This window comes from Staphylococcus sp. LKG3-1 (genome assembly GCF_048568385.1).
GTDB lineage: Bacteria > Bacillota > Bacilli > Staphylococcales > Staphylococcaceae > Staphylococcus > Staphylococcus saprophyticus.
This window is the reverse complement of sequence record NZ_CP183796.1, coordinates 2,609,800-2,622,549: the sequence shown is the minus strand read 5'-3', so window position 1 is coordinate 2,622,549 and position 12,750 is coordinate 2,609,800. Positions and strand designations below refer to the sequence as shown.

At 29.1% G+C, this 12,750-nt stretch carries 18 protein-coding genes and 5 pseudogenes; 7 read left to right on the top strand and 16 right to left on the bottom strand.

Annotated features, from left to right (window positions below; translation table 11 throughout):
* Positions 1-105: 105 nt before the first annotated feature.
* A complete protein-coding gene (locus tag ACM595_RS13145) occupies positions 106-462 on the top strand; it encodes a DoxX family protein (RefSeq protein WP_037538935.1) in 357 nt (118 codons plus the stop codon).
* A 456-nt stretch (positions 463-918) separates the two neighbouring features.
* Here ACM595_RS13145 and ACM595_RS13140 read toward each other — a convergent pair.
* A pseudogene (locus ACM595_RS13140) lies at positions 919-1,104 on the bottom strand (histidine phosphatase family protein); the annotation flags it as partial.
* An 83-nt stretch (positions 1,105-1,187) separates the two neighbouring features.
* On the opposite strand from ACM595_RS13140, the gene ACM595_RS13135 reads away from it, so the two are divergent.
* On the top strand, positions 1,188-2,012 hold the full coding sequence (locus ACM595_RS13135; protein ID WP_115343884.1) for a hypothetical protein: 825 nt from the start codon (positions 1,188-1,190) through the stop codon (positions 2,010-2,012).
* A gap of 73 nt (positions 2,013-2,085) precedes the next feature.
* Here the strand turns inward: ACM595_RS13135 and hxlB are convergent.
* The 5 genes and pseudogenes from hxlB to ACM595_RS13110 all read right to left on the bottom strand — a co-directional run bounded on the left by hxlB (position 2,086) and on the right by ACM595_RS13110 (position 4,187).
* A pseudogene (gene hxlB, locus ACM595_RS13130) lies at positions 2,086-2,630 on the bottom strand (6-phospho-3-hexuloisomerase).
* 2 nt (positions 2,631-2,632) lie between these two features.
* Positions 2,633-2,937 (bottom strand): annotated as a pseudogene (locus ACM595_RS13125) (3-hexulose-6-phosphate synthase); the annotation flags it as partial.
* 105 nt (positions 2,938-3,042) lie between these two features.
* Positions 3,043-3,692: pseudogene (locus tag ACM595_RS13120) on the bottom strand (alcohol dehydrogenase catalytic domain-containing protein); the annotation flags it as partial.
* 168 nt (positions 3,693-3,860) lie between these two features.
* Positions 3,861-3,986: pseudogene (locus tag ACM595_RS13115) on the bottom strand (YolD-like family protein); the annotation flags it as partial.
* Positions 3,987-3,995: 9 nt separating this feature from the next.
* Positions 3,996-4,187, bottom strand: coding sequence for a hypothetical protein (locus ACM595_RS13110; RefSeq protein WP_002455580.1), 192 nt, complete (start codon positions 4,185-4,187; stop codon positions 3,996-3,998).
* Between the two features lie 119 nt (positions 4,188-4,306).
* Here ACM595_RS13110 and ACM595_RS13105 point away from each other — a divergent pair, with 119 nt between their 5' ends.
* On the top strand, positions 4,307-4,513 hold the full coding sequence (locus tag ACM595_RS13105) for a hypothetical protein (protein ID WP_115338635.1): 207 nt from the start codon (positions 4,307-4,309) through the stop codon (positions 4,511-4,513).
* A 91-nt stretch (positions 4,514-4,604) separates the two neighbouring features.
* Here ACM595_RS13105 and ACM595_RS13100 read toward each other — a convergent pair whose 3' ends face one another.
* Positions 4,605-5,129 carry a hypothetical protein gene (locus ACM595_RS13100; RefSeq protein WP_041079671.1) on the bottom strand — a complete coding sequence of 175 codons (525 nt, stop codon included), beginning with the start codon at positions 5,127-5,129 and terminating at the stop codon, positions 4,605-4,607.
* A 493-nt stretch (positions 5,130-5,622) separates the two neighbouring features.
* On the opposite strand from ACM595_RS13100, the gene ACM595_RS13095 reads away from it, so the two are divergent.
* On the top strand, positions 5,623-6,024 hold the full coding sequence (locus ACM595_RS13095) for a hypothetical protein (RefSeq protein WP_115338636.1): 402 nt from the start codon (positions 5,623-5,625) through the stop codon (positions 6,022-6,024).
* Here ACM595_RS13095 and ACM595_RS13090 read toward each other — a convergent pair.
* Together ACM595_RS13090 and ACM595_RS13085 are read right to left on the bottom strand one after the other, a co-directional pair.
* A complete protein-coding gene (locus ACM595_RS13090; protein WP_309498302.1) occupies positions 6,000-6,392 on the bottom strand; it encodes a sigma-70 family RNA polymerase sigma factor in 393 nt (130 codons plus the stop codon). The genes ACM595_RS13095 and ACM595_RS13090 overlap by 25 nt on opposite strands.
* A gap of 544 nt (positions 6,393-6,936) precedes the next feature.
* Positions 6,937-7,764: a hypothetical protein gene (locus tag ACM595_RS13085; RefSeq protein ID WP_069793631.1), complete on the bottom strand. Its 828-nt coding sequence runs from the start codon at positions 7,762-7,764 to the stop codon at positions 6,937-6,939.
* Between the two features lie 401 nt (positions 7,765-8,165).
* Here ACM595_RS13085 and ACM595_RS13080 point away from each other — a divergent pair, with 401 nt between their 5' ends.
* The 3 genes from ACM595_RS13080 to ACM595_RS13070 all read left to right on the top strand — a co-directional run bounded on the left by ACM595_RS13080 (position 8,166) and on the right by ACM595_RS13070 (position 9,854).
* On the top strand, positions 8,166-8,687 hold the full coding sequence (locus ACM595_RS13080) for a hypothetical protein (protein WP_037554460.1): 522 nt from the start codon (positions 8,166-8,168) through the stop codon (positions 8,685-8,687).
* Positions 8,680-9,183, top strand: a complete 504-nt coding sequence (locus tag ACM595_RS13075) for a hypothetical protein (protein ID WP_048787477.1) — start codon at positions 8,680-8,682, stop codon at positions 9,181-9,183. The genes ACM595_RS13080 and ACM595_RS13075 overlap by 8 nt, the downstream gene beginning before the upstream one ends.
* Positions 9,184-9,365: 182 nt before the next feature.
* The gene (locus ACM595_RS13070; RefSeq protein ID WP_002455578.1) at positions 9,366-9,854 is read left to right on the top strand and encodes an AAA family ATPase; all 489 of its coding nucleotides are present in this window, start codon (positions 9,366-9,368) and stop codon (positions 9,852-9,854) included.
* Between the two features lie 28 nt (positions 9,855-9,882).
* Here the strand turns inward: ACM595_RS13070 and ACM595_RS13065 are convergent, their stop codons facing one another.
* The 7 genes from ACM595_RS13065 to ACM595_RS13035 all read right to left on the bottom strand — a co-directional run bounded on the left by ACM595_RS13065 (position 9,883) and on the right by ACM595_RS13035 (position 12,708).
* A complete protein-coding gene (locus tag ACM595_RS13065; RefSeq protein WP_419744361.1) occupies positions 9,883-10,293 on the bottom strand; it encodes a YolD-like family protein in 411 nt (136 codons plus the stop codon).
* Between the two features lie 9 nt (positions 10,294-10,302).
* Positions 10,303-10,494, bottom strand: coding sequence for a hypothetical protein (locus ACM595_RS13060; RefSeq protein ID WP_069819941.1), 192 nt, complete (start codon positions 10,492-10,494; stop codon positions 10,303-10,305).
* A gap of 155 nt (positions 10,495-10,649) precedes the next feature.
* Positions 10,650-11,114 carry a DUF2335 domain-containing protein gene (locus ACM595_RS13055; protein WP_419744360.1) on the bottom strand — a complete coding sequence of 155 codons (465 nt, stop codon included), beginning with the start codon at positions 11,112-11,114 and terminating at the stop codon, positions 10,650-10,652.
* Positions 11,104-11,319 carry a hypothetical protein gene (locus ACM595_RS13050; RefSeq protein ID WP_419744359.1) on the bottom strand — a complete coding sequence of 72 codons (216 nt, stop codon included), beginning with the start codon at positions 11,317-11,319 and terminating at the stop codon, positions 11,104-11,106. Before ACM595_RS13050 ends, ACM595_RS13055 begins: the two co-directional genes overlap by 11 nt.
* A gap of 209 nt (positions 11,320-11,528) precedes the next feature.
* Positions 11,529-11,864: a sigma-70 family RNA polymerase sigma factor gene (locus ACM595_RS13045; protein ID WP_142855076.1), complete on the bottom strand. Its 336-nt coding sequence runs from the start codon at positions 11,862-11,864 to the stop codon at positions 11,529-11,531.
* On the bottom strand, positions 11,861-12,175 hold the full coding sequence (locus tag ACM595_RS13040) for a hypothetical protein (protein ID WP_142855078.1): 315 nt from the start codon (positions 12,173-12,175) through the stop codon (positions 11,861-11,863). The genes ACM595_RS13045 and ACM595_RS13040 overlap by 4 nt, the downstream gene beginning before the upstream one ends.
* Positions 12,172-12,708: a pathogenicity island protein gene (locus tag ACM595_RS13035; RefSeq protein WP_142855079.1), complete on the bottom strand. Its 537-nt coding sequence runs from the start codon at positions 12,706-12,708 to the stop codon at positions 12,172-12,174. Before ACM595_RS13035 ends, ACM595_RS13040 begins: the two co-directional genes overlap by 4 nt.
* Positions 12,709-12,750: the final 42 nt, after the last annotated feature.

Below are 12,750 nucleotides of genomic sequence, written 5' to 3'. Positions count from 1 at the left end.
TTTAAACCAAACAAAAATGATAGCGCTAGATATTTGATACATGTTATATATAACAAACTAAAGGGAAATGAATTACCTAAATATTTATTGAAAGGTGGTGAAATAATGAAGTTTGGAATCTTACTCATAAGATTAATGTTAGGGATTGTTTTTATGGTACACGGCGGCCAAAAAGTCTTAGGTGGCTTCAGTGAACCTATGGCTATGATGGAAGGTCTTGGTTTCCCTGCGTTCTTTGGCATTGTCTTAGGACTGTTTGAACTTATTGGAGGTATCTTATTATTCTTTGGTATTCTGACTAATTATATTGCTAGTGGTTTTATAATTATTATGCTAGGTGCTTTATTTACCGTTCATTTAAAAGAAGGTTATATGGCATCTGAATTTGTATTAACTTTATTAGTTATGAGTATCAGTATGATAGTTTCATATAATTGGAAAAAATTCGTTCAGTTCTATTAATTATAATTAGTATATGTAACTGATTTTACTTTAAAAGCCCGCCTATTCATCTAGGTGGGCTTTTGCGTACTCGTATTTTTTCAAATGTAATGTTTATTTAAAATAAATTCACCTATTTAATTCGCAACCAAAAGTTTGGTTCAAAATGAAAAAAAATTTATTGTTCTACAAAAAATAACCACCCATGGTTGGGTGGCTATGTCTGAGAATAGTCTGAATATACACCCTAGGGCGTATATTAGACCTACTCTATCCGACTACACCCTAGGGTGTACCAGACAATAGTACAATATAACTTAGTTGATGTAAACCTAAAAACGATTTTGTGAGATAGAGATTACATTAGCAATTAAACAAATATCAATATGTTTCCAAATTATTTATAAATGAATCGAAATTTCTAATTTTTCAACTCAAACTCAATAGCAATAAAATGCAAATGAAATTCATATCTTATTATAATTTTATCTTTTTAACTGATTTATTACTCACGTTGTAAATCAATACATCTGGCATATTAAGACTTTTAAATGCTTTATAACCAAATTGATGCTTTGTTAATTCATTAAGCAGGACCGAGATAGATGTACCATGTCCAGAAATGATAATATTTCCATTAGTTTCAACAATAATCTTATTATATGCTGCGAGAACTCTAAAACGAACATCATTTAAAGATTCTCCATCAGATAATTTAAAATCAAAGTCATTCTATTGCATCAGTAATGATTATTATTAGTTTAATTATAGCTCAAGTACTTTTACCTGTTTTTACTACAAACATAAAAGAAAATAAAGTTATAGGATTGAATTTTATAGAAACTCGAATTCTTATATTAGAACGTACTATTGATTATCTAAGAAATCAATCGACACCAAGAACATCATATAAATATGGTAGTGTTATAAAAAGTTATCATGATCGTATAAAGTTCATGAAATATTCGAAACAAAACACAGAAAATCCAGAAGAATTAAATCGTCTTCGTCATATTGCTTTTGAAACAGAAATGGATACACTTAATCAATTGATTAAGGATAACAAATTATCACAAAATGAATTTGATGATTACTGTACTTATACAGATCATAGACAAAGGTATCATCATGCTCCATTATTTAAAAGAATGTTGATGCGGTTTAAATTAGCGACAGTGCGTAAGCAGTTTACAGACCAGTCAAAAAATAAACGAAATTTAAATAAAGGAGAAATCTCGGAAAAAACAGCAAATATAATGAGAATAATTTATTATAATATCGCTAAACGTTTGTCTAATGAGATGACAAATGATAATGAATTGGAAGTCATGCAAGTTTGTGATAGTTATTTAATGCGAAATGATAGTTTAACATTAGCAAATTCCAATTTAATTAATTATAAAGATCATAACCATGTAATTGTATATCGCATTAAATTAACTGCATTGAACGAACAAAGAAATGTTCTTAATCAACTTATTGAGTCAGGAGAAGTAAGTGAAAATATAGCTCTTCAAGTTAGTAAATCTATAAATTATGATGAAATGATGGTTTTAGATAAATTAATATAAACTTTAGAGTTACATAGCGTGTGATATACTATAACAAAAAGTTCAATATATTATTTCACTATCCAAAAAAATTTTATTCTAAGTTGGCATGATTTTGTTGTATCGTAGTTTCATCAATGTCATCTTCAGACATTAATCATAAAACCACACTATCTAAAAACATTAGAGAAGATTATTCAAACAAGCTTCCAAGTGGCTGCATTGAACCTTCTACGTCATGTTTTGTTCCTGCAGGTAGAATTACCGATAAGTCGGATAGTTGACCAATTTTTGAATCTGATTTCGTAGTAATAAGCGCTACTTGCGCGCCGATTGAATTTGCTTTTTCTGCAAGTAAACGCAGATGCTCAGTTGAACCTGATCTCGAAAGAATAATAAATCATTACTGCTAATAGATGGTGTTGTAGTTTCTCCTACAACGTAGGACAGTTTACCTAATGGGTTTAATCGCATAGCAAAACTATTAGCAATAAATCCAGAACGGCCTTTATCAGCAACAAAAACACGAGGCGCTTGTGTTACTGATTCTTCAAAAGATTGGTAATCATTGTCTTCAAGGTGTGAAAATGTGCTTTCTAACTCCTTAACAGTAAGATCAAAATTATTAAATTCTGTCATAATTATCTACCTTCAATAGCATCTCTACATTGTTTTCTGGTGCTTTTGGATCATCAGTATTAGCAATACCTCCGATCACAATAACTAAATCTGGATTTTAAGAAACTATACTTTCGATAGTATCGAGTTTGATACCACCAGCCACCGCTACCTTAGAATTTTTAATTACAGATTTAACATTGCGTAAGTTCTCTAATGGTGATTGTCCTTGTGCTTGTAAATTATAATCGGTGTGTACTGCAATATAATCAGCACCCATTTCGTCTAATTCTTTTGCACGTTTTTCTATATCTTGAACAGCAATCACAAACAAGATGTTAACCAGCAAGAAAGTTGCGAACAGTTATTACAATTACCCAAACCAAAAGTAAAAGAAATTAAGAATCTTCCTGTAGCAATGACGATTAGACAAAAGAGATTCAATGGCAATTACACGTTCAGCTCCTTGTAATTTGGCAAATTTTTGTGCCATTAGTCCGATTGGACCGCAACCAAGTACAATTACAGTATCGCCAAATTTAACATCTGCGTGTTCGACACTCCAATAAGCAGTTGGAACTACATCAGATAAAAATAATACTTGTTCATCTTTCAATTCACTATCTGGAACCTTGAAGGATGAAAAGTCAGCAAATGGAACTCTTAAATACTCTGCTTGGCTGCCCAGTGGTTTCCATGCATAGCATTGCCAAAACCAAAAAGTCCACCATTATTCATTTTCCAACTTGCCGGTGATGGATTAGAATTATCACACTGAGACTCCATTTCATTATTACAATAGAAACAATCGCCACAACCTATGTTAAAAGGTATAACTACTCTATCTCCCTTTTTTAAGGTTTTAACCTCTTTTCCTACTTCTTCTACAATTCCCATTGGCTCATGTCCAATAACAAAATCAGGATCCATAAATAAATCACCTTGATGGTAAAGATGTAAATCAGAACCACATATACCTGAAGCTGTTATTTTTATAATTGCATCCGTTGATTCTTCTATTATTGGATCATGTACTTCACGCACTTCCATATTTTTATGACCTTGATAAGTAACTGCTTTCATTTAAATCACCTTAGTATTACAATGTAAACTCAAAAGAGTAAATTGATTTATTATTCTTTTGAGAGAAAATATAAGTTTATGTATTAAATATAAATATACATAATGTACATATAAATTATGTGAATTTATTGGATATAATAGCTTTTTTAAAAAGATAGTATATATAACAAAGGGTTGCCACTTAACAATTCCACGTCCTTTGGGTATACATGGATTAAGGTATTCTCTAGGTATTTCTCGATAGTCACTTGTGTATTTATATTCATCTGGTCCATTTGGATTTATTACTTTCATATAATCACCTCAAAAAAATGGAATCGTTTTACTAGCTTTTATAATATCTTTTGTGAAGAAAAATTGTTTACCTTCTCCTGTGTATGCAGGATTTAAAATCATATTCGCTTTGGCATTGTACAACCACTCTGGATTAATACCAGAATTTAATATTTCTTGAAATTCTTGAAAGTTTTTATTCCAATCTAAATTTGGAATCATATAATCACCTCATAAATATTTTAGAACATTTGTTCGTATAAATCAACTTAATATCTATTTTTCTTATAACCAATTATAATTAATCGTTAGATAAAATCAGACAATCTAGGAGAATACATATGGATTATAAAAAAGAAATTGAAAAAATGGGTTGGAATACAAAAGAAGTAACTAATCGAGTCGAAAGTTTAATAGAAGAAAAAGTAATAGATATAAAAGAAGAAGTAACCGAGGATCTATCAGTGGTTGTTGAAAAAGAAAATAATAATCCAATACTCAACGAGTTTTTAAATAAATATAAAAAAACAGCCTATCTAATCAGATAGGCTAATTTATTACAGTTTGTTAAGCGTTCCACGTCGCTTGATAGTTAAATACCCCAATTTTCTTATTGGAAACAAATCATAGCTATAAAAGTTATATAAATTGTAGTTCATATATCTCTTTATATTCATAAGTATTAAAACTATCAATATGACCTTTTAATAATATTTCTTGTTTCTTTCTACTCACATTGTGATAATATGTAAGCCTAATATTCATATCTGATTCGTAACCGTTATTTTGAATAGTATCATCCAATTCATCAAATACAGTTTTATTAATAGGTAACATATAGCTTTCTTTGCTAGGTAACATATTTATATATTTCTTTTGAATTACGTTATCTTTACCTAACATAACTTCAACAGTTATGTTTTTAGCAGCTCCTCCACCAAGGTTATATAACTTTAAATAATCTTCGTGTTCTTCAGAATTTGAAGTCGTATTTCTTAAATTCAAATTTTTATTTTCATCTTTTTCTAAAAGGATTTGATTAAACCCTAGAGCTGGTATAAAACTAATTTTCATTTGATAAAGTTGAACTGATACCGATACAAAATAAAATAACGCCATAATAAAAGTTCCTAGTGATCCAATTGCTGAAATAATATTTATCATATTAAATCTCCTTTTTTAATTTTTAGGAGACAGTAGTAGGGGTTTAATCATAACATTTAATTTGATATTTTTGTAGATTTTTTAACATTTCGTACTACCTACGTATAAAATCATCAAATAACCACCCAGTGACATGTGTGGGTGGTGGATATAAAAAGATATTTGAGAAAAGGCTAGCGATTCATATGTAAATACATTATACCATAAAAAAATAGGGCGAGCACATAAGTGCCTGTGCTCTAATGATTTTATATTAATTTTTACTTCCCCTCTATAATACTCCATAAAATAATAGATCTAGGAATTGCTGCAAAAATTCTTTTTTTGATTGGATTTTAAACAAACATATATTTGTGCATTTTAATATCCCAATCGTTTTTTTAATAAATAAACATTACATTTAAGAATAAAAAATACAACATTTAGGAATTATAACATTTTATTTTTAGAGTATTATGATAAATTATTTATAAAAATATTTGGAGGGATTTACTTGGATGAAATTTTAGAAGATATTAAAAAAAGTGCTTGGAACTTTATTACACTGATTATTTCAGTCTTTTTATTTTTTACTTTGAAATCTACTGCTGATTCATTTGTTTCTCAATATGGTGCAAAAGTAAAAGTTAAAAATTTATTTGTTGACGGTTATCTTAGTGGAACTTTAAGCATCTTAGGTCTTATTTTTATTACTTTAGTATTACTATGTGCCACTATTTTTTTCTCATATTTGATATTAAAGGGCGATTTTTCACTTACGGCGATTTTTCAAATATTAATTTCTATTGGTTTTATCATTGCAACATTATCTTTAAGCTCTGTACCATTTATTGGTACTTTGATTATGCTAATAATAATCACTATATTCATTTACTTCATAATTAATGAAAGATAGTAACTTAAAAAGGGCTTTAAAATAGCCCTTTTTTCATTCCAACTTATCCAACAACGCATTAAACATCTGCCTAACTCGTTGTGCCTCACATCAAATATACTTCCTATCTTTTCATAACTAACGCCTTTACAAAGTAGTAGGAACAAACAAAACTCTTTATCCGTCCCTACTCTTTCTACTATAGTTTCTAATTCATTGAAAAATATCGCATCTTCAAAATTGTTATTATCTAACACGTTATTTACTGGTTGATCACTTACATTAAAGAATTCATCAATACCAACTTCTTCATCACGTGTATCGTTATTCTCTATTGTCTTGTGGTAGTTTAATATAAATTCTTTAACAGTAGCTTTATCATACTTCATACATATTCTACTGCCTTTGCAACACGTTTTAATATAACCTCTCTAGCATGTCTTAATGTTAACTCACTCACACCTATTACATCAGCAATCACTTCATCTGTATACTTCTTATCATCCCACCACGTGAGCTTTATAATCTGTTGTATTTTAACTTCACTCTCTTTTTGACGCTGTTTATTGCGTTCTACACACTAATGATGATGCACTTTATATAAATCTACCTATAACTTATCAATCGTCTTAATTGCCCTCTTACGTCCAAATTATACATATATATCATAAATTTTCAATGATCTTAAAATAGTTGTTATTTGTGTACCCAAAAATAAAAAAGCCTACAACCACATGGGTTGCAGACTATATAGTGGAGACGGCGGGAGTTCATTATACCATTTATATATACATTTAAATATCGCTATAAGTATTGTCATATCAATGTTTACATTGCCTTTCTATGTTAGTGTAAAATGTTAAAATTGAAAAAACAACATATTTTTGGGGCAACATACACGTATTCATTACCCGTATGCGTGAGATAACTTTTTCACTGATAATCTCCATAATATTCTGCAATAAAATCTCTAATATCATCTTTAGTTTTAAATTTGAAACCTGACCAATATTCTTTGAAATTCTCTAATTCCTTATTTATATTCCTAAGTTCATCATTATTAATGGCTTTATTTACTTCGCTAACTTTTAAAATTATATCAACTTGTTTACCCTCATGAACTGTCTCTATTATTGCGTTTCCATCACCAATTTTATATATCGCTATTCCTGAGCTATAATCATATATAGTATGATCATTATATTCATATTCTTTAATTAAAATGTTTAAATAACTATTTATTTCACTAATACATTTCCACAATTCATTGCCAAGATATTCTATTCTTGTTTCTAGTTCTTTAAAATCGTATGAGAGTAAAGGAAATGTACTCTCAAAATCATTATTCATTTTAAAATGTCTAAATATTTCTTTAAAGTCAAAAAAATTAATCATAAAATTATTTACATCGAATGTATTTTTCAAATCATTTTTATTTGAGTAAAAATCTAAATTTCTTTTTAGACCTTTAGTATTAAAACTCTCTAAAACTTTATTATTACTTTCCATTGTTCGATTCAAATCATTTATCATACTTTCCCTTTTAGCCAATTTACTGGCATTTTCACCCGATATCTTAGCACCTAAATAAGCACCACCAAATGTAGCGAATAAGCCAATAAATAATAATGATATCTCAACTGGATTTTCCAGTCCTGTTTTTTGTACTAAAATTCCAAGTATATATGCTAATATTAATATTAAAAATATTATTACTAGAATCTTTATCTTTTCATTAAGTTTCCAAAACGCTTTCCACATTAAAAACACCTTCTTTATTTGTATTAATATAATTATCTATACAAAGACATGTAAAAGCAATGAAAACTTTTTATCAACCGGTTCAATATAGTGATATATTAAGTTTTTATCATATAATCCCTCTGACATTCACTCTCTGCTGCATCGAGAAATGAATAAACGTATAGTTGTTTGCTTGGCGTTCTATAATTATGTCCATATTATCATTAAATATAAACAAATTCATAAATTTTTATATTAATCATAACTTTTTGTTATCACCATTATTTTTTAGATATAGTACAATTAAATCATTATCTTTTTTACAATATCCATTAATAAGTTGCACGAATTTTAATAATTTCAGTTTGAGGCATTGCGTGTGTTTGAATATAAAAAAATTAAATAAGGGGGTATGTAGAATGGGTGTTGGAAATAGTAATTTAGAAATAAAACCTACACTAAGTAATTTACAGTTTTACATAGGTCAAACAGGCAAACCTGAACATGATCCATTGCTAGACTTTTCATTGTTATATGAACACGCAGAATTAGGTATTAAATTCACTTTGAGTGGTTTAGACAAAATTGATAATCCTTATAATACAGATAATGAATTATATTTAATAATTCTATTATACGATAAGGTTGGAGGTATCGGTTTTGATTTACGTAATTTTTGGACATTAAATTTAAATGCCGAAACCATGAAAAAACCTTATGAAACAATCCAATTCACGTTATATAAATTTGAACCTAATAATAGAAGTTACGATTTCACTAATATTTATCAACAATTAAAAGTATTAGTCTTGCCTGAAGAAATTGGTAAAGAAGAAATTGACAAAGATACTTTTATGAATTGGATGACTTGGCCACAACAGAACGAAATTTTAAGTACTAAAATACCTATTTATCATCACAAGGAGATTAATAATGAGTAATTTAGAGCCTGTACCTCACAAAACTTTATTAAACAGAATATATCCAAATGGTGATATTCCAGTCAATTTTATGAATGATACTAAAAATCAAAAAGATGATATAATGGAATTAAATAAAAACGATGAATCCGGAGGTGGCGATATGAACAACTATGTAACTAGAGATGAATTTAATAATGGAATAAAAGAATTCAAAGATGAAATGCGTGCTATGAGAACTGATATGAATAACAACATGAATAGCATCAGAACTGATATGAACAATAATATGAATAGTTTACGTACAGAAATGAATACTAATTCTAATTATTTACGCAGTGAAATGCAAAATTCTATTAGTAAGTTACCTACTAATTCTGAAGTTGAAAATATTTTACTAAAAAACAATAAAGAATTAGACAAAGAAGCAAAGCAAAATAGAAACACAATTATAGGTTGGACTATTGGTATAGTTGGTTTAGGTTTCACAATTGCTAAAAGTCTCGGATGGCTATAAATTAATAATAAGGGTAGTCCACCTACCCTTATTATTTTTCATCTTAATTGACATACAAAACAACCCACCTATTCATATAAATGAGTGGGGGGTTGTTTGTTAATATAATTTTTCATATAATTAATATCAACACAAGAAGAATTCGTTTACACACTTTTCAAAAAAATCGGAGGTGCATAAATTTGAATAATTTAGGAACTTTATATTTTTTCTCAGGAAAAATGGGAGCAGGAAAATCAACTAGATCTAAAGAGATAGCACAAACTGAAAATGCAGTTTTATTGTCTGAAGATGAATGGTTAGAAAAATTATATCCAAATCAAATAAATGATTTTGATGATTACTTAAGTTACTCAAAGTTAATAAAACCATTATTGAAAGAGCACATCCAGCGAATTTTAAAAGTCGGTAGTAATGTAGTATTAGATTTTCCAGGTAACACTAAAACTCAAAGAAAATGGCTATTAAGTGTAGCTTCAGAAATTAATGCAAATCATCAATTAATTTTTCTCAATATAAGTGATGATAAATGTTTGAAACAAATTAATATAAGACGTAGTGAAGAACCAGAAAGAGAACAATTCGATACTAAAGAAACTTTCGAATATGTTTCTAGTTTCTTCGAACCCCCTGAATTTTCAGAAGGTTTAAATATTATAGAAATCAAATAGTTAACCCCATCTTTTCATTTAGGTGGGCTTATTTTATCTCCACAATATCTTTTAAATTCAATACGCTCATTCCAGTATCTTCATACATGTGCAGTGTTTTAGTATACACATCTACTTTATGAATATAACCTACTTTAGTTTTAATATATCCATTTTCGAAGTAACGCAATTCAATAGATGGGTCGTTATACATTTTGAAAATTAATGTGTTATTAAGCTCATTCAATTGATCGTCGTCTAATATAGGTTTATCTATCTTATTTTGGTCTTGTATGTATTGTTCTAGTTGCTCGTATTGTTCGGGAAGTGTCTTGAAGGCTTGCCACTTAACGATGCCTCTACCTTGTGGAATTTTAGGATTAAGATATTCTCTAGGTATTTCTCGGTAATCACTTGTGTATTTATATTCATCTGGCGCGTCTGGATTGATTGGTTTCATATAATCACCTCAAAAAAATGGAATCGTTTTACTAGCTTTTATAATATCTTTTGTGAAGAAAAATTGTTTACCTTCTCCTGTGTATGCAGGATTTAAAATCATATTCGCTTTGGCATTGTACAACCACTCTGGATTAATACCAGAATTTAATATTTCTTGAAATTCTTGAAAATTTTTACTCCAATCTAAATTTGGAATCATATAATCACCTCATGAATATAATAGAACACTTGTTCGCATATGTAAATAAAAAAATAACCGCATCAATTAAGACACGGTTTAATCTCATACACCAAGATGACTACATTATTATAACAAAAAAGCACCCACCAGTTGGTGAGTGTTAAAAATAATTGCTACTCTGAATTACGCGAAGTAGCTTTTAATATATTTGCAACTATACTACCTAGAGATAAAACCCCTATTAAACCTGAAGCCCATGGTTGACCCATTACACCTAAAACTACTGAACCAGCTATCCCACAAACCGATACTATTGTACTACTTATAACTCCGATGAGTGTTAACTTATCGTTACTTTCATAGTACTTTGTTTGCTCTCTTTTAGTTAGTTCAATACGATTTTCTTGCTCTTTTTCAGCCATTTTTAAAATTCTATCTCCTGCACCAGGCAACGCTTTTTCGTAATCATTAAATTCTTGAGCTTCTGGTAATGGACCACTTTTAGTTACAGAAAGTTTACGCATAATGAATTTACGTTCTTCTGGGTCGGCATCATCCATTATTCTTTTTAATACTTCTTCTTCATTTTCGTTTTCTATATGATCAATGTGATTATTATCTAATTTGTTATTTTCCATTATACATTAGCTCTCGTTTGTTATAAGCTTTAATAGATTGGTTTATATCATTACCGATTGTGTACCAATCAGTACTAAGTTCTTCGGAATCTCTTTTAGATTCAATTAACTTACGGTGATGATTTATCTTTCTTTTTCCTATTGACGCGTTTAAATCTCCAGAAATCATATATGCTTGCATTAATGTTTTAATTATTTTTTGCATAACGACCTCCTCCTATCCTTACATCCATTTTAATATCGTTCATACTAAAAAACAACTGTTTTATATTATTTGTAAATTTCACAAAAAAATAACCACCCAGTGACATGTGTGGGTGGCGGATATAAAACTATTCGGGAAAGGGCTTATACATGTAAATAAATTATACCATAAAAAAATAGGGCAAGCACATAAGTGCCTACCTCTAGTTATTACTCCAACTTATCCAACAATCGATTCAACATTTGCTTAGCTCTAGCTTCTTTGACACCAAATATACTCCCAGCTTTTTCAAAACTCACACCGTTACATAGTAATAAAAATAAATTGTGTTCTTTTTCAGTTGCTACGCTTTCTATAACAGCTTCTAGTTCATTAAAGAATATCACATCTTCAACATTACTATTATCTATCTCATGAGTTTCTGCTTGATCGTTCACATTAAAGAAGTCATCAATCCCGACCTCGTCATCACATGAAACACTATTATCTTGTATTTTGTGATAGTTTAATATAAACTCTTTTACAGTTGCTTTATCGTACCTCATACATAGTCAACTGCCTTTGCAACACGTTTTAATATGACCTCTTTAGCATGTCTTAACGTTAATTCACTTATACCTATTACATCAGCTATTACTTCATCTGTATACTTCTTACCTTCCCACCATGATAATTTAATAATCTGTTGCACTTTAGCTTCACTATTGTTAAATACTTCTGTAATACCCTTCACAATTGATTCTAGATTCATATACTTTAATTCGTCCATATCATTATCCTTATGCTTATAATCATCAACCATTCTATGATAATTGCGCATGTATCTTTCTAAAATTGGATAATCTACATCTGTCATACAACCAACTCCTCACGCTCATTATTTAAGCTTTCTTTCACTTCTACTACAAATTTTTGATATATAACCTCATTCTCTTTTTCACGTTGTTCATTGCGTTCTATACGCTTATTGTGATGTATCTTATATAAATCTTCCTGTAACTTATCAATTGTCTTATAAGGCTTGTTACTGCCATTAGATTTGAAATATCTCATCACTTCTTTTTGTTCCTTAGGTGTGTAGTTACTGATAAGTTTCTTCAATAAATTGAGTTTCTTGGTACTATTAATTTTAAAACGATTCAATTCATCTTTTTGGTCAGTTATCCATATAACTAATTTATCTAATGGATATGAAACTGTAATAACACCAGCGATTTCATCACACACTGTATGGGATGTATTAAGATGATACATTGCATTGATTTGTTCCTGTATTGCTCGAATCTTACTATTAATGAATTGTGGATTGTAATTAGTTAGCAACTCATATTCAGTAATTTTCATTTCTTCTTTATACCACAAAACTGATTTACAACGTTTTAATATCATAGTAGCCCTCCTAGACATTTTTAATGAAACAAATTTATTTAT

What these genes read in the sequence shown, in the direction of transcription:
- ACM595_RS13145 (WP_037538935.1), top strand. Translation starts at nt 106, where the DNA reads ATGAAGTTTGGAATCTTACTCATAAGATTAATGTTAGGGATTGTTTTT.
- ACM595_RS13135 (WP_115343884.1), top strand. Translation starts at nt 1,188, where the DNA reads ATGATTATTATTAGTTTAATTATAGCTCAAGTACTTTTACCTGTTTTT.
- ACM595_RS13110 (WP_002455580.1), bottom strand. Translation starts at nt 4,187, where the DNA reads ATGATTCCAAATTTAGATTGGAATAAAAACTTTCAAGAATTTCAAGAA.
- ACM595_RS13105 (WP_115338635.1), top strand. Translation starts at nt 4,307, where the DNA reads ATGGATTATAAAAAAGAAATTGAAAAAATGGGTTGGAATACAAAAGAA.
- ACM595_RS13100 (WP_041079671.1), bottom strand. Translation starts at nt 5,129, where the DNA reads ATGATAAATATTATTTCAGCAATTGGATCACTAGGAACTTTTATTATG.
- ACM595_RS13090 (WP_309498302.1), bottom strand. Translation starts at nt 6,392, where the DNA reads ATGAAGTATGATAAAGCTACTGTTAAAGAATTTATATTAAACTACCAC.
- ACM595_RS13085 (WP_069793631.1), bottom strand. Translation starts at nt 7,764, where the DNA reads ATGTGGAAAGCGTTTTGGAAACTTAATGAAAAGATAAAGATTCTAGTA.
- ACM595_RS13080 (WP_037554460.1), top strand. Translation starts at nt 8,166, where the DNA reads ATGGGTGTTGGAAATAGTAATTTAGAAATAAAACCTACACTAAGTAAT.
- ACM595_RS13075 (WP_048787477.1), top strand. Translation starts at nt 8,680, where the DNA reads ATGAGTAATTTAGAGCCTGTACCTCACAAAACTTTATTAAACAGAATA.
- ACM595_RS13065 (WP_419744361.1), bottom strand. Translation starts at nt 10,293, where the DNA reads ATGAAACCAATCAATCCAGACGCGCCAGATGAATATAAATACACAAGT.
- ACM595_RS13060 (WP_069819941.1), bottom strand. Translation starts at nt 10,494, where the DNA reads ATGATTCCAAATTTAGATTGGAGTAAAAATTTTCAAGAATTTCAAGAA.
- ACM595_RS13055 (WP_419744360.1), bottom strand. Translation starts at nt 11,114, where the DNA reads ATGGAAAATAACAAATTAGATAATAATCACATTGATCATATAGAAAAC.
- ACM595_RS13050 (WP_419744359.1), bottom strand. Translation starts at nt 11,319, where the DNA reads ATGCAAAAAATAATTAAAACATTAATGCAAGCATATATGATTTCTGGA.
- ACM595_RS13045 (WP_142855076.1), bottom strand. Translation starts at nt 11,864, where the DNA reads ATGAGGTACGATAAAGCAACTGTAAAAGAGTTTATATTAAACTATCAC.
- ACM595_RS13040 (WP_142855078.1), bottom strand. Translation starts at nt 12,175, where the DNA reads ATGACAGATGTAGATTATCCAATTTTAGAAAGATACATGCGCAATTAT.
- ACM595_RS13035 (WP_142855079.1), bottom strand. Translation starts at nt 12,708, where the DNA reads ATGATATTAAAACGTTGTAAATCAGTTTTGTGGTATAAAGAAGAAATG.